Origin of the sequence: Streptomyces sp. NBC_01788 (assembly GCF_035917575.1) — a bacterium.
GTDB lineage: Bacteria > Actinomycetota > Actinomycetes > Streptomycetales > Streptomycetaceae > Streptomyces.
Genome location: NZ_CP109090.1, coordinates 2,320,532 through 2,341,315 on the forward strand (window position 1 = coordinate 2,320,532; position 20,784 = coordinate 2,341,315).

20 protein-coding genes and 1 riboswitch are annotated in these 20,784 nt (G+C 74.3%); of the genes, 10 read left to right on the forward strand and 10 right to left on the reverse strand.

Annotated features, from left to right (window positions below; genetic code table 11):
* Window positions 1-267: 267 nt before the first annotated feature.
* Together OIE49_RS10705 and rsmH are read right to left on the reverse strand one after the other, a co-directional pair.
* Entirely contained in the window at window positions 268-864 is a 597-nt protein-coding gene (locus tag OIE49_RS10705) for a septum formation initiator family protein (RefSeq protein ID WP_326802119.1), read from the reverse strand.
* A 13-nt stretch (window positions 865-877) separates the two neighbouring features.
* On the reverse strand, window positions 878-1,834 hold the full coding sequence (gene rsmH / locus OIE49_RS10710) for a 16S rRNA (cytosine(1402)-N(4))-methyltransferase RsmH (RefSeq protein ID WP_326802120.1): 957 nt from the start codon (window positions 1,832-1,834) through the stop codon (window positions 878-880).
* 421 nt (window positions 1,835-2,255) lie between these two features.
* Between rsmH and OIE49_RS10715 the strand changes: the two genes are divergently transcribed.
* The 4 genes from OIE49_RS10715 to OIE49_RS10730 all read left to right on the forward strand — a co-directional run bounded on the left by OIE49_RS10715 (window position 2,256) and on the right by OIE49_RS10730 (window position 8,035).
* Entirely contained in the window at window positions 2,256-2,804 is a 549-nt protein-coding gene (locus tag OIE49_RS10715; RefSeq protein WP_100572346.1) for a beta-class carbonic anhydrase, read from the forward strand.
* Between the two features lie 275 nt (window positions 2,805-3,079).
* Window positions 3,080-4,153: an AAA family ATPase gene (locus OIE49_RS10720; RefSeq protein ID WP_401739477.1), complete on the forward strand. Its 1,074-nt coding sequence runs from the start codon at window positions 3,080-3,082 to the stop codon at window positions 4,151-4,153.
* Window positions 4,153-5,526, forward strand: coding sequence for a DUF58 domain-containing protein (locus OIE49_RS10725; RefSeq protein ID WP_326802122.1), 1,374 nt, complete (start codon window positions 4,153-4,155; stop codon window positions 5,524-5,526). Before OIE49_RS10720 ends, OIE49_RS10725 begins: the two co-directional genes overlap by 1 nt.
* 88 nt (window positions 5,527-5,614) lie before the next feature.
* Window positions 5,615-8,035 (forward strand): transglutaminase TgpA family protein, encoded by a 2,421-nt coding sequence (locus OIE49_RS10730; protein ID WP_326802123.1) that lies wholly within the window; start codon window positions 5,615-5,617, stop codon window positions 8,033-8,035.
* Window positions 8,036-8,109: 74 nt separating this feature from the next.
* Here OIE49_RS10730 and OIE49_RS10735 read toward each other — a convergent pair whose 3' ends face one another.
* The 3 genes from OIE49_RS10735 to OIE49_RS10745 form a co-directional block, all read right to left on the reverse strand.
* Window positions 8,110-8,508, reverse strand: a complete 399-nt coding sequence (locus OIE49_RS10735) for a DUF3040 domain-containing protein (protein ID WP_326802124.1) — start codon at window positions 8,506-8,508, stop codon at window positions 8,110-8,112.
* A gap of 276 nt (window positions 8,509-8,784) precedes the next feature.
* Window positions 8,785-9,612, reverse strand: coding sequence for a class I SAM-dependent methyltransferase (locus OIE49_RS10740; RefSeq protein ID WP_199836874.1), 828 nt, complete (start codon window positions 9,610-9,612; stop codon window positions 8,785-8,787).
* A 104-nt stretch (window positions 9,613-9,716) separates the two neighbouring features.
* Window positions 9,717-10,286, reverse strand: a complete 570-nt coding sequence (locus OIE49_RS10745) for an SAV_6107 family HEPN domain-containing protein (protein WP_326802125.1) — start codon at window positions 10,284-10,286, stop codon at window positions 9,717-9,719.
* Between the two features lie 199 nt (window positions 10,287-10,485).
* Between OIE49_RS10745 and OIE49_RS10750 the strand changes: the two genes are divergently transcribed.
* The 3 genes from OIE49_RS10750 to OIE49_RS10760 all read left to right on the forward strand — a co-directional run bounded on the left by OIE49_RS10750 (window position 10,486) and on the right by OIE49_RS10760 (window position 13,612).
* Entirely contained in the window at window positions 10,486-11,115 is a 630-nt protein-coding gene (locus OIE49_RS10750) for a TetR/AcrR family transcriptional regulator (RefSeq protein ID WP_100572340.1), read from the forward strand.
* A gap of 294 nt (window positions 11,116-11,409) precedes the next feature.
* Window positions 11,410-12,027: a DUF4126 domain-containing protein gene (locus OIE49_RS10755; protein WP_100572339.1), complete on the forward strand. Its 618-nt coding sequence runs from the start codon at window positions 11,410-11,412 to the stop codon at window positions 12,025-12,027.
* 88 nt (window positions 12,028-12,115) lie between these two features.
* Entirely contained in the window at window positions 12,116-13,612 is a 1,497-nt protein-coding gene (locus OIE49_RS10760) for a phytoene desaturase family protein (protein WP_326802126.1), read from the forward strand.
* A gap of 12 nt (window positions 13,613-13,624) precedes the next feature.
* On the opposite strand, the gene OIE49_RS10765 is transcribed toward OIE49_RS10760, so the two are convergent.
* The 5 genes from OIE49_RS10765 to OIE49_RS10785 all read right to left on the reverse strand — a co-directional run bounded on the left by OIE49_RS10765 (window position 13,625) and on the right by OIE49_RS10785 (window position 18,269).
* On the reverse strand, window positions 13,625-14,632 hold the full coding sequence (locus OIE49_RS10765) for an SCO2102 family sporulation regulator (RefSeq protein ID WP_326802127.1): 1,008 nt from the start codon (window positions 14,630-14,632) through the stop codon (window positions 13,625-13,627).
* Between the two features lie 56 nt (window positions 14,633-14,688).
* Window positions 14,689-15,612, reverse strand: coding sequence for a methylenetetrahydrofolate reductase [NAD(P)H] (gene metF, locus OIE49_RS10770; protein WP_100572336.1), 924 nt, complete (start codon window positions 15,610-15,612; stop codon window positions 14,689-14,691).
* Window positions 15,613-15,787: 175 nt separating this feature from the next.
* Entirely contained in the window at window positions 15,788-16,465 is a 678-nt protein-coding gene (gene thiE, locus OIE49_RS10775) for a thiamine phosphate synthase (protein ID WP_326802128.1), read from the reverse strand.
* A gap of 142 nt (window positions 16,466-16,607) precedes the next feature.
* Window positions 16,608-16,973, reverse strand: a complete 366-nt coding sequence (locus tag OIE49_RS10780) for an Rv2175c family DNA-binding protein (RefSeq protein WP_326802129.1) — start codon at window positions 16,971-16,973, stop codon at window positions 16,608-16,610.
* A 66-nt stretch (window positions 16,974-17,039) separates the two neighbouring features.
* Entirely contained in the window at window positions 17,040-18,269 is a 1,230-nt protein-coding gene (locus OIE49_RS10785) for an NAD(P)/FAD-dependent oxidoreductase (protein WP_326802130.1), read from the reverse strand.
* 184 nt (window positions 18,270-18,453) lie between these two features.
* A riboswitch (TPP riboswitch) is annotated at window positions 18,454-18,565 on the forward strand.
* On the opposite strand from OIE49_RS10785, the gene thiO reads away from it, so the two are divergent.
* From thiO to OIE49_RS10800, 3 genes are all read left to right on the forward strand, one after another.
* Complete coding sequence (gene thiO, locus OIE49_RS10790) at window positions 18,563-19,729, forward strand: glycine oxidase ThiO (RefSeq protein WP_326802131.1); 1,167 nt, start codon at window positions 18,563-18,565, stop codon at window positions 19,727-19,729. It overlaps the preceding riboswitch by 3 nt.
* Complete coding sequence (gene thiS / locus OIE49_RS10795; RefSeq protein ID WP_326802132.1) at window positions 19,726-19,926, forward strand: sulfur carrier protein ThiS; 201 nt, start codon at window positions 19,726-19,728, stop codon at window positions 19,924-19,926. The genes thiO and thiS overlap by 4 nt, the downstream gene beginning before the upstream one ends.
* A 3-nt stretch (window positions 19,927-19,929) precedes the next feature.
* Complete coding sequence (locus OIE49_RS10800) at window positions 19,930-20,724, forward strand: thiazole synthase (protein WP_326802133.1); 795 nt, start codon at window positions 19,930-19,932, stop codon at window positions 20,722-20,724.
* The last annotated feature ends 60 nt before the right edge of the window (window positions 20,725-20,784 follow it).

Here is a 20,784-nt window from a genome sequence, read left to right on the forward strand (position 1 = left end):
GCGCCGGGGCGGCGGACAGGACAACCCCGGAAGCCGCACACGGCCGGACGCCCGGCGCAGCGGGCCCGGCCGGACCGGACACCCGGCGACGCGGCGGTTCCGTCGCGGACACGACCGGCGAGACCGGAGCGAGTCGGGGCACGGCCGTGACCGCCGGAACGGGGCGTACTGCTCCCCCGGAGGCCGAACACAACGGGGCCCCCGGCCCGGCGGGCCCGGGCAGGCCGGGCGGCGGGCGGCGGGGCGGTTCGCCGGCGGGCACGGCCGTCACCTGCCGGGGGCCGGGGTCGTGGCCGGGGCGGCGGGCGTGGTGCCGCCCAGGGCCGGGACGGGGCCCTGGGCGGGTGGCGGCGCCGCGTTCGTGGTGGGGAGTACCGCGTTCGTGGTGGAGGGTGCGGTGTCCGTGGTTGCCGGGGCCGTGGCGTCCGCGGTGGACGGCGAGGGGGTGAGCGCCTCGGGCGGCAGCAGCGACAGCGGCGTCTCCTCCGCGGGAGGCGGCTCCGGGGCGGCCGAGGGGACGCCCTTGACGGTTCCGTCGGCGTTCAGGAAGGCCGGGTCGCCGCCGGGCACCATGCCCAGTTGCCGGGCGCGGAGCTGGAGGGCGTCCGGGGCGGAGTAGGAGTCGATGTCCCGCTGGAGGGCCTGCTCCTCGTCGGTGAGGTTCTTGGTGTCCTTCTGGAGCCCCTCCCGCTGGAACGCGCCCTCGCTGAGCGCGGAGTTCAGCATCAGCAGCCCGATGAGGCCACCGCCGAGCAGCAGCACGACGAGGAGGACGAACGGGGTGCGGGCGGCCTGCCCCCGGCCCGCCGGGAAGAGCCGGGCGAGCCGGGCGGCCCGGCCTCTCAGTTCGGGTTTCCTGCTCACTGCTCCCCCTGGCTCACTCGACGTCCTTCCTGACGCGCTCGGCGCCGCGCAGCCGGGCCGGCGCCGCCCGCCGGTTCTCGGCGATCTCCTCCTCGGTGGGAAGTTCGGCACCGCGGGTGAGCAGCTTGAGCCGGGGCTGGTAGCGCTCGGGCACGACCGGGAGCCCCGGGGGCGCGGTCGACGCCGCACCGGCCGCGAACACCTGCTTGACCAGGCGGTCCTCCAGGGAGTGGTACGACAGCACGGCGATCCGCCCGCCGACGTCCAGCGCCTTCACCGCGGCCGGGATCGCCCGCTCCAGCACGGCGAGCTCGCCGTTGACCTCGATCCGCAGCGCCTGGAAGGTGCGCTTGGCCGGGTTGCCGCCGGTGCGCTTGGCGGCCTGCGGCAGCGCGTCGCGGATCAGCTCCACCAGCCGGGCGCTGTTGGTGAACGGCTCCTTCTCGCGCTCGCGCACGACGGCGGCCACGATCCGCTTGGCCTGCTTCTCCTCGCCGTACGCCCGCAGCAGGCGGACCAGCTCGCCGGGCGGGTAGGTGTTGAGGACCTCGGCGGCGCTGATCCCGGTGCTCTGGTCCATGCGCATGTCCAGGGGCGCGTCCTGCGCGTAGGCGAAGCCGCGGTCGGCCTCGTCGAGCTGCATCGAGGACACCCCGAGGTCGAACAGGACGCCCTGTACCCGCGGCACGCCCAGGCGGTCGAGCACGTCGGGCAGCTCGTCGTAGACGGCGTGCACCAGGGTGGCCCGGTCGCCGAAGGGTGCCAGGCGCTCCCCGGACAGGCGCAGGGCCTCCTTGTCCCGGTCGAGGGCCACCAGCCGCGCCTCGGGGAAGCGGGTGAGCAGCGCCTCGCTGTGTCCGCCGAGGCCGAGTGTGCAGTCGACGACCACCGCTCCCGGCCGCTCCAGGGCGGGCGCCAGCAGGTCCAGGCACCGCTGGAGCATCACGGGGACGTGTCGGCTGTCGGTCAAGGAGCCCTCTCAGTCCGGCGCGTCCCGCACGCACCGCCGGATCGCCGACCGCTCGGTAAAGAAAAGGGCCTGCCGGCGCCGGAAGCGTCAGCCGACCGGAAGCGGGAGGAGGCCGAGCCGTACGTACGCGCCGCGCACGTGGGGAGACCGCCGGCGCGTCGGCCGGGGCCTGTGGGGAATGCAGTACAGCGGGGAGGGCCACGCCTCCCGCTTCGCGTCACTTTAGTGCACCCTGTCTCGCGGTCAATCAACCGGCCTGCGCGTCGCCCGTCGGAGCAGCGGCGGCACCGCGGGACGAAAATTCACTCGGACGGGTGCGGGTTCGCCCTGGGTGTGGGGTCCCTCACAACAAGCCATGACGGGGTTCTTTGTACCGTCTCACGACAGGACCCGGGCCCCGGCGCCCACTAACGTCATGAGTATGACGACTTCTGCATCAGTTCCTGCCGGGTCCGAGGGCGCCATAGACCGTCGTGGCACTGTCACCGACCGTCTCGCGGAGGCGAACCAGCAGTACGCCGCCGCGTTCACCGATCCGGGGATGGACGCCCGGCCCGTGCTGAGGGTCGCGGTCGTGGCCTGCATGGACGCCCGTCTCGACCTGCACGCCGCGCTCGGCCTGGAACTCGGCGACTGTCACACCATCCGCAACGCGGGCGGCGTGGTCACCGACGACGTCATCCGCTCCCTCACCATCAGCCAGCGGGCCCTGGGCACCCGCAGCGTCGTGCTGATCCACCACACCAACTGCGGCCTGGAGTCCCTCACCGAGGAGTTCCGGCACGAGCTGGAGATGGAGGTCGGGCAGCGTCCGGCCTGGGCCGTGGAGGCCTTCCGGGACGTCGACCAGGACGTGCGGCAGTCGATGCAGCGCGTGCGCACCTCGCCGTTCCTGGTGCACACCGACGACGTGCGCGGTTTCGTCTTCGACGTCAGGACGGGCCGGCTGCGCGAGATCGACCCCGCCTGACCGCCGCACGCGCGCCGGGCCGTCGGTCCGGTGCGCGGTATGCCGCCGTCACCAGCGAAAGCCGCAAGCACCGACATATCGCGGCCAGTTGTCCACAGGCGAGTGACACGAATCGGTAACGGCGGCAAGAATGCGGGGGTGGCCTCACGCGCGATCCTTCGCGCGTGGTGCCTGATTCGGGGTGGGCCGGTCCGCACAGCAGAGCGTCGGCCCGGAAATTTGGGGTATCCCCCGCTCGCCGACGAGCGCGGGGAAGGGCCGAGGAGGGCCGCCGGGTGACGACCTATGACGATCGAGCGAGCCATGGGGGAGCCCCCGCTCGAGCGGAACCGGGCGTGGGGGGTGATCTCGCCGCCACCGTGGACCGGGTCCGCCGTTCCGTGGAAGAAGTGATCGAGGGCAAGCCCGAGGTCGTACGGCTCTCACTGACCGTGCTGCTCGCCGAGGGGCATCTTCTGATCGAGGACGTTCCGGGGGTGGGCAAGACGATGCTCGCCAAGGCGCTGGCGCGGTCCATCGACTGTTCGGTGCGGCGCATCCAGTTCACGCCCGACCTGCTGCCGTCGGACATCACCGGCGTGTCCATCTGGGACCAGCAGCGCCGGGACTTCGAGTTCAAGCCGGGCGCCATCTTCGCGCAGATCGTGATCGGCGACGAGATCAACCGGGCCTCGCCCAAGACCCAGTCGGCGCTGCTGGAGTCCCTGGAGGAGCGGCAGGTCACCATCGACGGGCAGACCTACGAACTGCCCTCGCCGTTCATGGTGGTGGCCACCCAGAACCCGGTCGAGATGGAGGGCACCTACCCGCTGCCCGAGGCCCAGCGCGACCGCTTCATGGCCCGGGTGTCCATCGGTTACCCGAGCCCGGACGCCGAGTTGCAGATGCTGGACGTGCACGGCGGGGTGAGCCCGCTGGAAGACCTCCAGCCGGTGGCGCACGCGCACGAGATCGTGAAGCTGATCGAGGCCGTGCGCGGGGTGCACGTCGCCGAGACGGTCCGGCGGTACGCGGTGGACCTGGTCTCCGCCACCCGCACCCACCCCGACCTCAGACTCGGCGCCTCGCCGCGCGCGACGCTGCACCTGCTGCGCGCGGCGAAGGCGTCCGCCGCGCTGAGCGGCCGGGAGTACGCGCTGCCCGACGACGTGCAGGCACTGGCCGTGGCCGTCCTGGCCCACCGGCTGCTGCCCACCGCCCAGGCCCAGCTCAACCGGCGCACCGCCGAGCAGGTCGTCCAGGAGATCCTCCAGCACACCCCGGTGCCCGCGGCGCCCCAGCAGTCCGGCGGCTTCGGCCTGGGCCGCGGCGTGCCCGCGTACGACCGGCGGCACCCGCGGGGCCTGTGATGACGGACGCGGGGACGGCGCACGCGGAGGACGACCACGGGGAGCGGGGCGGCGTCCGCACCGCGCTGGCCGGTCTGACCACCCGCGGGCGTTCCTTCCTGGCCGCCGGCATCGCCGCCGCGATCTGCGCCTACGTCCTCGGCCAGGGCGACCTGCTGCGGGTCGGGCTGCTGCTGGCGGCGCTGCCGCTGGTGTGCGTCACGGTGCTCCTGCGCACGCGTTACCGGGTCGCCGGCAGCCGCCGGCTGTCCCCCGCGCGCGTGCCCGCCGGCAGCGAGGCCCGGGTGCACCTGCGGATGGACAATGTCTCGCGGCTGCCCACCGGCCTGCTGATGCTCCAGGACCGGGTGCCGTACGTACTCGGACCGCGGCCCCGTTTCGTGCTCGACCGGGTCGAGCCGGGCGGCCGCCGTGAGGTGTCCTACCGGGTCCGCTCCGACCTGCGCGGACGGTATCCGCTGGGCCCGCTGCAACTGCGGCTGACCGACCCCTTCGGGATGTGCGAACTGACCCGTTCCTTCTCCGCCCACGACACCCTGACCGTGATCCCGCGGGTTGAGCCGCTGCCCCCGGTGCGCCTGAGCGGCGACGCCAACGGGTACGGCGACGGGCGGCAGCGCTCGCTCGCCCTGGCCGGCGAGGACGACGTCATCCCGCGCGGCTACCGCTACGGCGACGACCTGCGCCGCGTGCACTGGCGGTCCACCGCGCGCTACGGCGAGCTGATGGTGCGCCGCGAGGAACAGCCGCAGCGCGCCCGCTGCACGGTGCTCCTCGACACCCGGGCGCTCGCCTACCTGGGCGCGGGCCCCGACGCGGCCTTCGAGTGGGCCGTCTCCGGCGCCGCGTCGGTCCTGGTCCACATGCTGGAGCGGGGCTTCTCGGTGCGGCTGCTGACCGACACCGGCAGTTCCGTGCCCGGCGAGGGCGGCGGCGGGTTCGCGGGGTCCGGCCAGGAGCCGGCGGACGCGGCCGGGCTGATGATGGACACCCTGGCCGTGATCGACCACTCCGACGGGGCGGGCCTGTCCCGCGCCTACGACGTGCTGCGCGGCGGCAACGAGGGACTGCTGGTGGCCTTCCTCGGCGACCTCGACGAGGCGCAGGCCGCGGTCGCCGCCAGGATGCGGCAGCGCAGCGGCGGCGCGGTCGCCTTCGTCCTGGACAGCGAGGCCTGGGCCCGGGAGCCGGGCGACGTACCGGGTCCCGTGTCCGAGACCGACGACCGCCTCCGGCTGCTGCGCGACGCGGGCTGGACGGCCGTGCCCGTACCCAGGGGCGCCCGCCTGGACGAGCTGTGGCGCCGGGCGGACCGGGAGCGCACGAGCGCGGGCGCGGCCGGTGGAACGGGACTGGGCGGGGGACGGTCATGAACGCCGTGACGAGCCGGGCGGTACCAAGCCGGTACCAGGGCCGGCACGACGTGCCCGCGGGCGGCACCTGCGGCGGGGAGGGGTCGGCATGAGCGGGCGCACGCGGTTGGCGCTGTGCGCGGCGGCGGCGACGTTGATGGCGTCGTGCTCGCTGCTGCCGCTGGTCTCCCCCGCCTCGTGGATCCTCCAGGTCGTCCTGATGCTGGCGGTGCAGTCGGGGGTCGGCGCGGTGGCCCGGCGGATACCGCTGGCGCGGCCGCTGACCGTGGCGGCGCAGGCCCTGGCCACGCTGATGCTGCTCACCCTGGTCTTCGCCCGGGCACACGCCTTCGCGGGGCTGGTCCCCGGCCCCGAGGCCTTCCGGCACCTGGCCGAACTGCTGCGGGCGGGCGCGGACGACGTCGGGCGGTACGCCACCCCGGCGCCGCAGACCGACGGCATCCGCCTGATGCTCGTCGCCGGCGTCCTGGTGATCGGACTGATCGTGGACGCGCTCGCGGTGACGTTCCGCAGCGCGGCCCCCGCGGGCCTGCCGCTGCTCGCCGTGTACTCCGTGGCCGCCGGCCTGTCCGACGGCGGTACCGGCTGGTGGTGGTTCCTGGTCGCGGCCGCCGGCTATCTGATGCTGCTGCTGGCCGAGGGCCGGGACCGGCTCTCGCAGTGGGGGCGGGTGTTCACCGGGGCACCGCGCGAGGGAGTCCGCGAGGCGGGCGGCGCGACCGCGCCGGTGCGCACCGGGCGCCGGATCGGCGCACTCGCCCTCGGCATCGCCCTGGTGGCGCCGCTCGCCCTGCCGGCGATGGGGGGCGGACTGCTCGGCGGCGCCGGAAACGGCGTCGGCCCGGGCAGCGGGGACGGCGGCACGATCTCCGCGGTGAACCCGCTGGTGTCACTGCGCGACAACCTGAACGTCGACCAGGACCATACGGTCATCACCCTGCGCACGGACACGTCCGACACCTCGAACCTGTACCTGCGGATCGTGTCCCTGGACGACTTCGACGGCACCGCCTGGAAGCCGTCCCAGCGGCACATCGTGAGCGTGCCCGACCGGCTGCCCGCTCCCCTGGGCCTGGACGGCGGCGTCAAGCGCACGGAGATCACCACGACGATCTCGGCGTCCACGTCGTACGCGCAGGACTGGCTGCCGATGCCGTATCCGCCGACCGCCGTGCGGGTCAAGGGCAGTTGGCGCTACGAGCCCGTCGGCATGACCCTCGTCGGCGACCACCGGCAGACCACGCGCGGGCTGACCTACGAGGTGAAGAGCCTTCAGGTGCGCCCGACCGCCGAGCAGCTCGCCAAGGCGCCGGAGCCGCCGGCGGCACTGAGGCGCGAGTACACCAAGGTGCCCCCGTCGCTGCCGGCGGACGTCGCGAGCACCGCCCGCCGGGTCACCCGGGGCGCGGCGAACAACTACGAGCGGGCGGTCGAGCTCCAGGACTGGTTCGCCCTCGAAGGCGGCTTCCGTTACGACACGCAGGTCGAGGCGGGCAGCGGACCGCAGGCCGTCTCGCGGTTCCTGGAGGACAAGCGCGGCTTCTGCGTGCACTTCTCCTTCGCGATGGCCGCCATGGCCCGCACGCTGGGCATACCGGCCCGCGTCGCGGTGGGCTTCGCACCGGGCGCCGCGCAGGGCGACGGCACCGTGGCGGTGGGTCTGAAGGACGCGCACGCCTGGCCCGAGCTGTACTTCGAGGGCGTCGGCTGGACCCGCTTCGAGCCGACCCCGACACGCGGCACGACGCCGTCGTACACCCAGCCGGAAACGCCCGGCACCAGCCTGCCGGAGCAGTCGGCGCCGTCCCAGGACGCGAGCACGGCGCCCTCCGCCGCGCCGTCGGTGGACCAGAGCTGCCCGCCGGAGCTGCGGAAGCTCCAGGAGTGCGGGGGCCCGTCCGCGCAGGCCGTGCCGGTCGAGGGCGGCGGCCCGAGGTGGCACGCCCTGCTGGGCTGGACGCTGGGCGGCCTGCTGGTCGTAGCCCTGCCGCTGTCGCCGCTGCTGTGGCGCCGGCGGATGCGCTCCGTGCGGCTGGGCGCGCACGGGCGCGGCGAGGCGGACGCGGGGTCGCACATCCTGGCGGTCTGGCAGGAACTGGGCGACACCGCCTGGGACTTCGGGATCCTGCCGGACGATTCGCGCACCCCGCGCAAGGCGGCCGCCCGGATCGTCCGCCTCGGGCGTCTCGACGAGGTGGCCGCGGCCTCGGCGCACCGGCTGGCGGACGCGGTCGAGCAGGTCCTCTACGCGCCGCGCCCGCGTCCGGTGGCGGGGCTCGCCGAGGACGCCCGGCGGGTCACCGCCGGCCTGCGGGACACGGCGTCGCGCCGCACCAGGCTGCGGGCCGCACTGGCGCCACGCTCGGCCGTGCGCGTGGTCTGGGCGGCATCGGCCCGGTGGAACGCGTTCCGGTCCCGTGTCGCCGCCCGCGTCGCCGGCGCCCGGGCGGCGCTGCGCGGGTCGGCGGGACGGCGGGACCCGGGGGACGAGGCCGAGGCCTCCGGCTGAGGAGTCGCACGCGTGAGGGGCTGACCACCATCGGTGGTCAGCCCCTCACGTCGGAACTGTGGGTGTGCGGCGGGCTAGCGGCCGCCCTGCTCGTCGCGGCGGCGCTGCCAGCGCTCCTCGATGCGGTCCATCATGGAACGCTTCTGACGGGCCGGACGGCGGGCCTGCGGACCGCCTGCTGCGGCCTGCTCGCCCGGCTTGGGAGCCTTGCGCCAGCCGGTCACGACCAGTACGGCACAGCCCAGCATGACCAGGAAGCCCACCACACTGACCCAGATGAGCTTCTGGACGACCATTCCTGCCATGAGGAGCGCGATACCTACGAGGAAGCCCACGACCGCCTGGTAGACCCGCCGCCGGGTGTACGTACGCAGCCCGCTTCCCTCGAGCGCCGACGCGAACTTGGGATCTTCGGCGTACAGCGCTCGCTCCATCTGCTCGAGCATGCGCTGCTCGTGCTCCGAGAGCGGCACGGAGTCCTCCTCATCGTGCAGTCGCCGGGGCGACTCGGGGGGTCCCTTAAGGATAGGCGGGAATCGCCCCCGTGAAACCCGCCCCTCTGCGCCAATTGGCCAACCGGAACCCGCCATGTCGGTCCCGGTCCGCTGAGGCTTCCATTCCCCGGCGGGCAGGCCGTCATGCCGGACGGTCTCCTTCGATCATACGGCGCCGAGCCCGCGTCCGGGCGGCCTGTGGCGGACTGCATGCCCGGCCGCCGCGCCGGTGGGCGGCCCGTACCGCGGGGCGGCTCAGGCCTCCGCCGCGCCCCTGGTCTCACCGAGTACGTGGAGCTGCGTGGCCACGGAGTGGAACGCGGGCCGCTCGGCCGCCGCCGCCTCCAGCTTCAGCAGGGCGTCCAGCGCCCCGGGCTCGGTGTCCACGAGCACGCCGGGCACCAGGTCGGCGAAGATCCGCACCCCGTGCACGGCGCCGACCCGCAGGCCCGCGCCCTCGACGAGCGCGGTGAGCTGCTCGGCGGTGAAGCGGCGCGGCATCGGGTCGCCCTCGCCCCAGCGGCCCTCGGGGTCGTCGAGTGCCTGCCGGGCCTCCTTGAAGTGCCCTGCCAGGGCGCGCGCGAGCACGGCGCCGCCGAGACCGGCGGCGAGCACACTCAGGATGCCCTCGGAGCGCAGGGCGGCCACCGCGTTGCGCACGCCCTCGGCCGGGTCGTCGACGTACTCCAGGACGCCGTGGCACAGCACGGCGTCGTAGCCGCCGCGCTCGACCACGTCGAAGAGGCCGTGGGCGTCGCCCTGGACGCCCCGCACCCGCTCGGCCACACCGGCCTCGGCGGCGCGGCGCTCCAGTGCGAACAGCGCGTTGGGGCTGGGGTCGACGACGGTGACCCGGTGGCCGAGCCGGGCGGCGGGCACGGCGAAGTTGCCGCTGCCGCCGCCGGTGTCGAGGACGTCCAGGGAGTCCCGGCCCGAGGCCTTGACCCGGTGGTCGAGGGCGTCGTGCAGGACCTCCCAGACCACGGCGGTACGGAGAGAGGCGCGTGGACGAGAGGGGTCGGAGCGCAGCGACGCGGGTTGAGAGTGGTGGTGGGAGGCGGGCGGGCGCATCGGGTCCGACACGGTTGACTCCTCGGCGCGGCACCGCCTCTTGCGCGGCGGAGCGATCGGGCTGCCCCTCCCCGCCCGGCACACCGGAACTGGAAGGGCTTCAGGCGCCCTCCACCCTATTGCCTCCACCCCCCGACCTGCCCCTCGGCTCCACGGCCCCCGCCGTCGCCGCCCCGCCGGGGGGCGGGGCGGGGAAGGACCGGCTGGAGGAGGAGCAGGCGCTCGACCAGGCGGATGAACATCCCCACGTCCCGTATCAGGTCGTCGGCGTCCCGTTGGCCGACCGCGCCCCGGATCCCGGCCTCGGCGCGGGCGCGGCGCGCGGCGCCCGCGGCGAACAGCGCGCTCCACTCGGCGAGTTCGGGCGCGATCTCGGGGAGCACTTCCCAGGCGCTCCTGATGCGGGCCCGGCGGCGCGGGGCGGGATCCGGGCGCCCTCGCGCGGCGAGCACGGCGGCCGCGGTGCGCAGCGCGGCGAGGTGGGCCGTCGCGTACCGCTCGTTCGGGGTGCGGAGGGCGGTGGCCTCCTCCAGGCCCTCGCGGGCCTGGGCGAGCAGGCCGAGGGCGGCGGGCGGGGCCGGGGCCCGGCGCGGAACGGGGTGCACGTCGCTCGCCGGGCCGGTCAGTGAGGGGGCAGGGCCGGTGGCGCGGTGCCGACGGGCGGCGGCTGCGGACGAGTTGGCCATGACGAACCTCCTGTCGTCTGGGTGACGGCACGGGTGCCGTATGTGCCCATCGTGCGGTATGGCACTGACAATCCGTCCCGACCAGGCATTTCGCCTCGGCCGTCGGTGAGGGAAGGCCCATGCGCCGGGCCCGCGGCGCGGCCGGCGGGCCTCCCCTGCCGCGCCCTTGGCGTGGTGCCGGCCTGTGACAATCAGGGCCATGGAACTCAGCAGCGCCACGCCGGGCGGCCGTACCCGCCGCGAGGCCACCCGGCAGAAGCTCTACGAGGCCGCCGTCACCCTCATCGCCGAGCAGGGGTTCTCCGCCACCACGGTGGACGAGATCGCCGAGCGGGCGGGGGTCGCCAAGGGCACCGTCTACTACAACTTCGCCAGCAAGTCCGTCCTCTTCGAGGAGCTGCTGCGGCACGGCGTGGGACTGCTCACCGCCTCTCTGCGCGAGGCGGCCGACCGTACGGCGCGGGAGGGCGGCAGCCGGGTCGACGCCCTGGACGCCATGGTCCGCGCCGGGCTCGTCTTCATCGACCGCTACCCGGCCTTCACCCAGCTCTACGTGGCCGAGCTGTGGCGCACCAACCGTTCCTGGCAGTCCACGCTCCTGGTGGTGCGGCAGGAGGCGGTCGCGGTCGTCGAGGGCGTACTGCGCGACGGCGTGGCGAACGGGGAGTTCAGCGAGGACGTCGACGTGCCGCTGACCGCGGCGGCGCTGGTCGGCATGGTGCTGGTGGCCGCGCTGGACTGGAAGTCCTTCCAGCCGCAGCGTTCCCTGGACGACGTGCACGCGGCGCTGTCCCGGCTCCTTCAGGGACGGGTCAGCGGACGCCTCTGAGGCCGCGGCCTCCCAAGGCCGCCCGGCACGGTCCACGCACAGGGAGACGCCGGCGCGCCCTGGCCGCGTCCCCCGCGGGCCACCACGCACCGGCGTCTCCCGGTCGAGGGCCACGCCGTTCCGCCGCCCCGTGTCGGCGGTGCCGGTGTGCCCTTTCCCGTGCCTCCGACTCTTCCGTGCGCACGGGTCGCGTCACATCCGTGCGCGTACTCATCTCGCTTGCTAGGTACGGATACTCAGTCCTGTGTGCCCGCCCCCGGGACTCCGCGCGGCCCGCTGGCTACGATCGCCTCCGTGTCCGTACTCCCCATGGTGTTCACAAGCGGCTGGGCCAGCGGCATCAACGCGTACGCGGTGGTGCTGCTGCTCGGCGTGTTCGGTGCGACGGGACTGAGCGACGACGTCCCCGGCACCCTGCAGCGGCCTGAGGTGCTGATCGCGGCGGCCGTGCTGTTCGCGCTGGAGGCGGTCGCCGACAAGATCCCCTACGTGGACTCGGTGTGGGACACGGCGCACACCGTGATCCGCCCGGTCGCCGGTGCCTGGGTCGGCGCGCTGCTCGCGGGGCAGAGCGGCTCGCTGTCGGACGTCACCGCGGGCCTGGTCGGCGGCGGTACGGCACTGGCCAGCCACTTGGTGAAGGCCGGGACGCGCATGGCGGTCAACACCTCGCCCGAGCCCGTGAGCAACATGGTCGTGAGCCTGGCCGAGGACCTCGGCGTGGCCGGAATCGTCACCTTCGCGATCTTCCATCCGCTGGCCGCGGCGATCATCGCGGGCGTCCTGCTGCTGGCCGGGATCGTGATCGTCGCCTTCCTGGTCTCCCGGATCCGGCGCTTCCTGCGCCGCAGGGCCCAGCGGCGGGAGGAGAAACGCCGGCTCGCGGCCGAGGCGGGGTCCCCGCCGGGCTGAGCGCGCCCGTGCCCTCGCGCGGCTGGGAAACCGCTGGTCAGCGCCCCCGAGACCGGGATTGTCAGTGGCGGTCGATAAAGTCGCGCACATGGCACGGATTGCGGTGATCGGCGCCGGGATGGGCGCGATGGCGGCCGCCGCCCGGCTGGCCGTCGCGGGCCACCGGGTGGCGGTGTACGAGCGTACGGACACGTACGGCGGCGCGCTGCGCCGGTTCGAGCGGGACGGCTTCGCCTTCGACACCGGCCCCGGGCTGCTCCCGCTGCCCGCGGTCCATCGCGATCTGTTCGTCAAGACCGGCAAGGAGCCGCTGGAGGACCGCGTCGAGCTGGTCCAGGTGGACCCGTCCGCACGGCACGTCTTCGCGGACGGGACCGAGGTGTCCCTGCCGAACGTCTCGCGCGCGGGCGTCGTCGCCGCTCTGGACGAAGCCCTCGGCGCGGGCGCCGGTCAGCGCTGGGGCGACTTCCTGGTGCGGGCCCGCGAGGCCTGGGACCGCGCCCGCCGCCCGCTCCTGGAGGAGCCGCTGTGGCCCAACTGGCAGGTGCTGGCCGAGCGCGAGCCCTACCCGGCGGTGCCGCACAAGCGCCTGCTGCGCACCCGCCGGGCCGGCACGCTCGCCGAGGTCGGTGCCTGGGAGCTGCGCGACCCGCGGCTCGCCGCCCTCCTGGAGAGCCACGCGCTCGCGTACGGCCTCGATCCGCGGACCGCTCCGGCGAGCGCGGCCGTACTGCCTTACCTGGACCACGCCTTCGGCACCTGGTACGTGCGCGGCGGCCTGCGCGAGCTGGCGCGCGCGGTGTACGAGCGGTGCCTGGCCCGCCGGGTCGAGTTCACCTTCGGCGCCGAGGTCGGGGGAATCGTCGACAAGGACGGCCGGGCGGCGGGCGTGGAGCTCGCCGACGGGACCGTGGCCGAGGCGGAGTTCGTGGTCGCCGGTGTGCCGCCGCGAATGCTGGACGGCATGGTCCGGGGCACGGCCCTGCGCGGTGCGGGAGAGGTGCCGCCGCAGCCCGGGGCGCCCAGCCGTCTGACCGTGCTGCTGGCCCTGCGCGGCGGCCGTCCGGAGGGGACGGCCCACCGGACCGTGGTGCACACCGAGGAGCGCGCGGCCGAACTCGACGCGCTGTTCGGCGCGGCCTCCGGGCTGCCCGAGCGGCCCACCGTCTCGGTGTCGCGTCCCGGGGATCCGGCGCTGGTTCCGGACCCGGAGCACGAGGCGGTGACGCTCACGGCGACGGTCCCCGCGTCCGCCTCGGCGGACCTCCGGGCGCAGGCCGACCGGATGATCGCCGTCGCCTCGCGGGCGATACCCGGCCTCCGCGACCGCCTGCTCTGGCACGAGGTGCGTACCCCGGCCGACATCGCCCGGGTGACGGGCGCGGAGGGCGGGGCCGTCCCCGCACCGGCGCTCGCGGCCGACCGGGGGCGCCTGCTGCACCCGGCGAACACCACGGGGCTCGCGGGCTTGTTCACCGTGGGCGGCTGGTCGCATCCCGGGGGCGGGCTGCCGCACGCCGGGATGTCGGGGGCGCTGGTGGCCGGACTGATCGTGGAGGGACCGGAGTTCCGCGGCTCCCAGTGAGCCGGGGAACTTTCAGAAACGGTACTGCTCGTCGTAGCCCGTGCCGTGCTGCGGCTGCCCCTGGTTGCCGTCCTGGTACGGGTAGGCCTGCTGCTCCGGCGGGAGTTCGCCGCCGTAGGACTCGTCGGTGCGCTGCTGCGGGACCCAGACCCCGCCGGCCGGGGTCTCCGCGCCGTAGCCGGCGTAGGCGTCCTGGGTGCCGTAGTCCTGCTGGCCGTACCCCTGCTGGGCATAGCCGGTGTCGTAGGAGCCGTCGTAGGTCTGGGTGCCGGCGTACGGGTCGGAGTAGGCGGCGTACTGCTGCTGGCCGGAGGCGTCGTAGCCGTAGCCCTGCTGCCCGTAGCCGGAGTAGTCGTACGCGTGGCTCTGGTCGGCGCCCTGGGCCGCGCTCGCGTACTGGTCCTGGGTCTGGCCGCCCCCCGGGTAGGGCGACTGCGTGCCGCCCTGGTGGGCCGAGCCGCCGTACACGCCGTAGGTGCCGGTCTCGTCGGGCAGGGGCTGCGGCTCGTACACGGCGGTGGCCTCGGCGGCCGCGGGCTCGGCGACGGGGGTCCCCTCGCCCGAACGGAGCTGGGAGTGGGGGGCGGCGGGGGTGAAGACGTCGTCGTGGTCGTCGTCGCCGTGGCCGTAGGGCTGACCCTCGTGTCCGTGCAGGGCCTGCATGGTGCCGGTGTCGCCGTCGGACGCCTCGAGGCCGGAGACCTCCAGGGCCGGGTCCTGATACTCGGCCTTGCCGCGGCGGCGCGGCTTGCCGCCCTCTGCCTCGGGGCGGTTGACCGCCCAGCCCTCCGCGAAGCCGCGCCGGAAGGACAGCGTCACGTAGGTCTGGCCGACCGCGAAGGCGGCCGCGCCGGCACCGATCACGATGACGGAGGGGATCAGGACCCCGAGGACGACACCGAGGAAGCCGCCGAAGGCCAGCAGCCGCCAGCGCAACCGTGCCTTGTACTGCAGCAGCACCTCGCCCAGCAGCCACAGCGCGACGATGCCGAACGCGATGTAGAGGACCGTCCAGCCCATGTACGCCCCTCTCCCAGTGGCCGCTACGCAGTGTGTCCTACGCGGGTGCGGCCGGTCTAGGTCCGCGGCCGGTGGTGCAGACCCAGGTTCTCGTAGATTTCCAGCGTCGCCGTGGAGTTGTTGAGCGTGATGAAGTGCAGCCCGGGCACTCCCTCGGCCCGCAGTCGGGCACAGAACTCGGTGGCGAACTCGATCCCAAGGGAGCGTACCGCCGCCGGATCGTCCGCCGCCGCGCGGATCCGCTCTTTGAGGTCGTCCGGGATGGCGGCGTTGCTGAGTTGGGGCAGACGCTCGAGCATCTTCACGCTCGTGACCGGCATGATCTCGGGAATGACGGGTGTCGCGCAACCGGCGGCGGCGACGCGGTCGCGCAGGCGGAGGTACGACTCCGGCTCGAAGAACATCTGCGTGATCGCGTAGTCGGCGCCCGCCCGGCACTTGTCGACGAAGTGCGCGACGTCGGTGTCCCAGTCGGCGGAGCGCGGGTGCATCTCCGGGAAGGCCGCCACGCCGACGCAGAAGTCGCCCGACTCCTTGATGAGCCGGACGAGTTCGGCGGCGTAGGTCAGCCCGCGGGGGTGCGGTACCCAGTCGGCCATCGGGTCGCCGGGCGGGTCGCCGCGCACGGCGAGCATGTTGCGGATCCCGGCGTCGGCGTACTGGCCGATGATGTTGCGCAGCTCGGCGACGGAGTGGTTGACGGCGGTGAGGTGCGCCACCGGGGTGAGCGTCGTGTCGGACACGATCTGCTCGGTCGCCTTGACCGTGCCCGCGCGGGTGGAGCCGCCGGCACCGTACGTCACCGAGACGAAGTCGGGGGCGACGGCCTCGACCCTGCGCAGCGCGTTCCACAGGTTGCGCTCGCCCTTCGCCGTCTTCGGCGCCCAGAACTCGAAGGAGTAGGTGCTCTTGCCGGTGGCGAGCATGTCACGCACGGTGCGTGCGCGATCAGTCCTGGTGGATGCGGTTCCGAGGGCCATACTGGCAGGCTATCCAGGGCACGGCGGTCTCCCAACCGAGCACTGGAAATTTGCCTGGATTGTCGGCTTCTTGTCCACCCTTCGGACAGCGGGGCCGGAAATGAGCGGGTCGGACCCGGCCGGCTGTCCGAAAAGTGAGACGCCGGGACGGCCGGCCTCCGGCCGGGACGGGCCCCTACCCCGCCTGCCTCAGCCGCTCGGCGAACTGGGCCGCCGCCGCTCCGGGGTCGTCGGCCTCGGTGATCGCCCGGACCACGACGACACGGCGGGCGCCGGCCTCCAGGACCTGGTCCAGGTTGCCGAGGTCGATGCCGCCGATGGCGAACCAGGGCCGGTCGGTGCCCAGCGAGGCGGTGTACCGGACCAGGTCGAGGCCGGGGGCGGGACGCCCCGGCTTGGTGGGCGTGGGCCAGCAGGGTCCGGTGCAGAAGTAGTCCACGCCGTCCTGCGCGGCCGCGGCGGCGGCCTCGTCCTCGGCGTGCGTGGACCGGCCGATCAGGACGCCGTCGCCGAGGACGGCGCGGGCGGCGGGCACCGGAAGGTCCCCCTGCCCCAGGTGCAGCACATCGGCGCGGGCCGCGTGGGCGACGTCCGCCCGGTCGTTGACCGCGAGCAGCTTCCCGTGCCGGGCGCACGCGTCGGCGAACACCTCCAGCAGGTGCAGCTCCTCCTCCGCCTCCATGCCCTTGTCCCGCAACTGCACGACGTCGACGCCCGCCGCCAGCACCGCGTCAAGGAACCCGGCCAGGTCTCCCTGCCGCCTGCGGGCGTCCGTGCACAGGTACAGGCGCGCGGCACCGAGCCGGTCACGGGCGTCGGCTGCGGCATCGGCGACGGCAGCGGTCTCAGGCATACGCGGGTCCCCCCGAGTCGTCGGTTCCGTGGCTCGTCCGGCCACTCGGACGGACCCTATCCGCCCCTCCCGGCCGGCCGGTGCGGTCACCGCCCGCCCGGCCGCGAGGGCCGCGGCCGGGGGGCGTGGAGGAACGGCCGGGTCAGACGGCGAGGGCCTGGGCGCGGCGCTTCACCTCTGTGCCACGGTTCTCACTCAGGGCCTGGGCGGGGGTGCCCGGCAGGGACGGGTCGGGGGTGAACATCCATTCGATCATCTCTTCGACCGTGAAGCCGTCGTCCCTCAGGAGCGTCAGGGTGCCGGACAGGCCCTTGACGACCTTGTCGCCGTCGATGAAGGCGGCGGGGACGTGCAGCGCGCGGTTCTCACCCCGGCGTACGGCGATGAGCTGGCCCTCCTTGACCAACTGCCGCACACGTGTCACCTCGACGCCGAGCTGTTCGGCGATGTCGGGAAGGGTGAGCCAGTCAGGGACGAGAGCGTCGATCTTCGTGTCAATCTCGGTCACGGACACAAGCGTGCCATCTGCCACTGACACTCGGAAGCCAGGCCCGTCCACCCGGGGACGTGTGCGTCACGCGGTCGCCGCCTTCAGAGGCCTCGCCGGGTCCGCCAGCAGCCGCGGATCCATGGGCGTGCCGGACTCGATCAGCCGCCGCCCCTGCGCCAGATCCCGCGGCCGGCCGACGGCCAGCAGGGCGACGAGCCGGCCCTCGCGGAGCCAGCAGACCGTCCACGCCGGCCCGGTGCGATCGCCGCGCCAGACGACGGCGTCGGCCGACGTGTGGTGTCCCGCGTACTGCACGAAGCGCCCGAACTGCTCGGACCAGAAGTACGGCACCGGGTCGTAGACCACGGGCGTGAGGCCGACGATGTCGGCCGCGACCGTGCGCGGACCCTGGAGCGCGTTGTCCCAGTGGTGGATCAGCAGGCGCTCGCCGTACCGTCCCGAGGGGAAGGAGGCGCAGTCGCCGACCGCGTACACGTCCGGCACGGACGTGCGCAGATGGTCGTCCGCCAGGACGTCCCCGTGCGGGCCGAGCTCGATGCCGGAGCCGGCCAGCCAGTCCGTGGCGGGGCGCGCGCCGACCCCGACCACGACGGCGCCCGCGGGGAGTCGAGAGCCGTCGTCGAGGACGACCGCTCCGGGTTCGACGCGCTCCACGCGCGCGTGGGTGCGCAGTTCGGTGCCGCTGTCGGCGTACCAGGCGGTCATCGGCTCGGCCACCTCCGCGGGCAGCGCCCCGGCGAGCGGGCGGTCCGCGGCCTCCACGACGGTCACGGCGCAGCCCGCCTCGCGCGCGGCGGTGGCGAACTCGGCGCCGATCCAGCCCGCGCCCACGACCACGATGTCGTGCTGCTCGGTGAGCACCGGCCGCAGCCGTTCGGCGTCGTCCAGGGTGCGCAGCAGGTGGACTCCCTGCACGCCCTCCGTGCCGGGCAGCCGGATCGGCTCGGCGCCGGTGGCCAGGACGAGGACGTCGTACGGCACCGGTCCGGCCGAGCTCTCCAGCACGCGAGCGCCGGGCCGCACGGCCAGTGCCTCGCAGCCGAGCCGCAGTTCGAGGCCTAGCGCCTCGAAGTCGATGTCGAAGGCGGAGCCCTCGGCCTTGCCGAGCAGGACGGCCTTGGACAGCGGGGGCCGGTCGTAGGGCTGGTGGGGTTCGGCGCCGATCAGTGTCACGGTGCCGGTGAAGCCCTGCTCGCGCAGGGCGACCGCGGTCTGCACACCGGCCATGCCGGCACCCGCGACGACCACGCGCCGCGGCCCCGATGTGCCCTGTTCCTGCGTCTGGTCGCTCACCTGATCACCATAATTCAACTGACGCGGCGTCAGTCAGGGGCGTGCGGGGTGACCCGCTCCACAACCGGCCCCCACGACCTGCCCCACAGCCTCTTCCCCCATGCCCGCCCGCCGCGCGGCCGCCCCTCGCACGCGGGAGGCTCACCTACCGGGGTGGTGTCCCGCGGGCTAGGGTGGCGACCGTACAAGCACTCGCGGGAGCCCGGACGCACCGGGCTGAGAGGGAGGCTGGCGGCCTCCGACCGTACGAACCTGATCCGGGTCATGCCGGCGAAGGGAGGGGCTGGACGCCCATGTCGTTGCCACGTACGTCCGACGTCCTCGTCGTGGGGGGCGGAATCATCGGCCTGGTGACGGCCTGGCGCTCGGCGCAGCGCGGGTTCGCCACGGCCGTGGTGGACCCCGAGCCGGGCGGCGGGGCCGCACAGGTGGCCGCCGGGATGCTGGCCGCCGTCACCGAGCTGCACTACGGCGAGCAGACGCTGCTCGCACTCAACCTGGCCTCCGCCCGCCGTTACCCGGACTTCGCGGCCGAGCTGACCGAGCTGACCGGCCACGACCTCGGCTACCGCCGCTGCGGCACCCTCGCCGTCGCGCTGGACGCCGACGACCGCGCCCACCTGCGGGAACTGCACGACCTTCAGCGCCGCTCGGGTCTGGAGTCCGAGTGGCTGTCCGGGCGGGACTGCCGCCGCCTCGAACCGATGCTCGCGCCGGGCGTGCGCGGCGGGTTGCGGGTGGACGGCGACCACCAGATCGATCCGCGGCGGCTCGCCCGCGCCCTGGTCGCGGCCTGCGAGCGGGCGGGCGTGGTCTTCCACCGCGCCTGGGCCGAGCGGCTCACCGTGGCCCGGGGCCGGGCAACGGGCTGTGTGCTGCGCGACGGCACCGCGCCGGTCGCGGACCGGGTGGTGCTCGCCGCGGGCAGCCTCAGCGGACGGCTCGCGGGCGTCCCGGACGAGGTGCTGCCGCCGGTGCGGCCGGTGAAGGGGCAGGTGCTGCGGCTGACGGTGCCGAAGCGGTACGCGCCGTTCCTGAGCCGCACTGTGCGGGCCGTGGTGCGCGGCAGCCAGGTCTACCTGGTGCCCCGGCTCGACGGCGAGCTGGTCGTCGGGGCCACGAGCGAGGAGCTGGGCTGGGACACGACGGTGACGGCGGGCGGCGTGTACGAGCTGCTGCGCGACGCCCACGAGCTGGTGCCGGGGATCACCGAGCTGCCGCTCACGGAGACCCGGGCGGGACTGCGGCCCGGCTCCCCCGACAACGCGCCGCTGCTCGGCCCGACCGGCCTCGACGGCCTGCTGCTCGCCACCGGGCACTACCGCAACGGCGTACTGCTCACGCCGGTCACCGGTGACGCCATGGCGCACGTCCTGACCACCGGCGAGCTGCCGGACGAGGTCCGCCCCTTCTCCCCCAGGCGTTTTTACGCCGCGGCACTCACGGAGCAGCCCGTATGAACATCTCCGTCAACGGTGAGCCTCGCCGGGTCGCGCCCGGCACGTCACTCGGCTCCGTCGTGGAGGCGCTGAGCGCGGCACCCTCCGGGGTGGCCGCCGCCCTCAACGAGACCGTCGTCCCGCGCGCGCGGTGGTCGTCCACGGCGCTGGCCGAGGGCGACCGCGTCGAAGTGCTGACCGCCGTCCAGGGAGGCTGAGCCATGGCCGACGACCCCTTCGTCCTCGGTGGTACGTCCTTCACCTCCCGGCTGATCATGGGCACCGGCGGCGCGACCGGCCTGGAGGTCCTGGAGCGGGCGCTCGTGGCCTCCGGCACGGAGCTGACCACGGTCGCGATGCGGCGGGTGGACCCCTCCGTGCACGGCTCGGTGCTGTCGGTGCTGGAGAAGCTCGGGATCCGGGTGCTGCCCAACACCGCGGGCTGCTTCACCGCGGGCGAGGCGGTCCTCACCGCCCGGCTGGCGCGGGAGGCGCTCGGCACGGACCTGGTCAAGCTGGAGGTCATCGCCGACGAGCGCACCCTGCTGCCGGACCCGATCGAGCTGCTGGACGCGGCGGAGACCCTGGTGGACGACGGGTTCACGGTCCTGCCGTACACGAACGACGATCCGGTGCTCGCGCGGAAGCTGGAGGACGTGGGCTGCGCCGCGATCATGCCGCTCGGCTCGCCCATCGGGTCCGGGCTCGGCATCCGCAACCCGCACAACTTCCAGCTGATCGTGGAGCACGCGCGCGTGCCGGTGATCCTGGACGCCGGGGCGGGTACGGCCTCGGACGTGGCGCTGGCCATGGAGCTGGGGTGTGCCGGGGTGATGCTCGCCTCCGCGGTGACGCGGGCGCAGGAGCCGGTGATGATGGCCGCGGCGATGCGGTCCGCCGTGGAGGCGGGGCGGCTGGCACGGCTGGCCGGACGGATCCCCAAACGGCACTTCGCCCGGGCGTCGTCCCCGACGGAGGGCATGGCCGGGCTGGACCCGGAGCGGCCCGCGTTCTAGCCGGTCAGCTCCCTCGCGCGGGTGCGTTCAGCGCGTCACAGGTCGGCTTCAGTCCCGCCG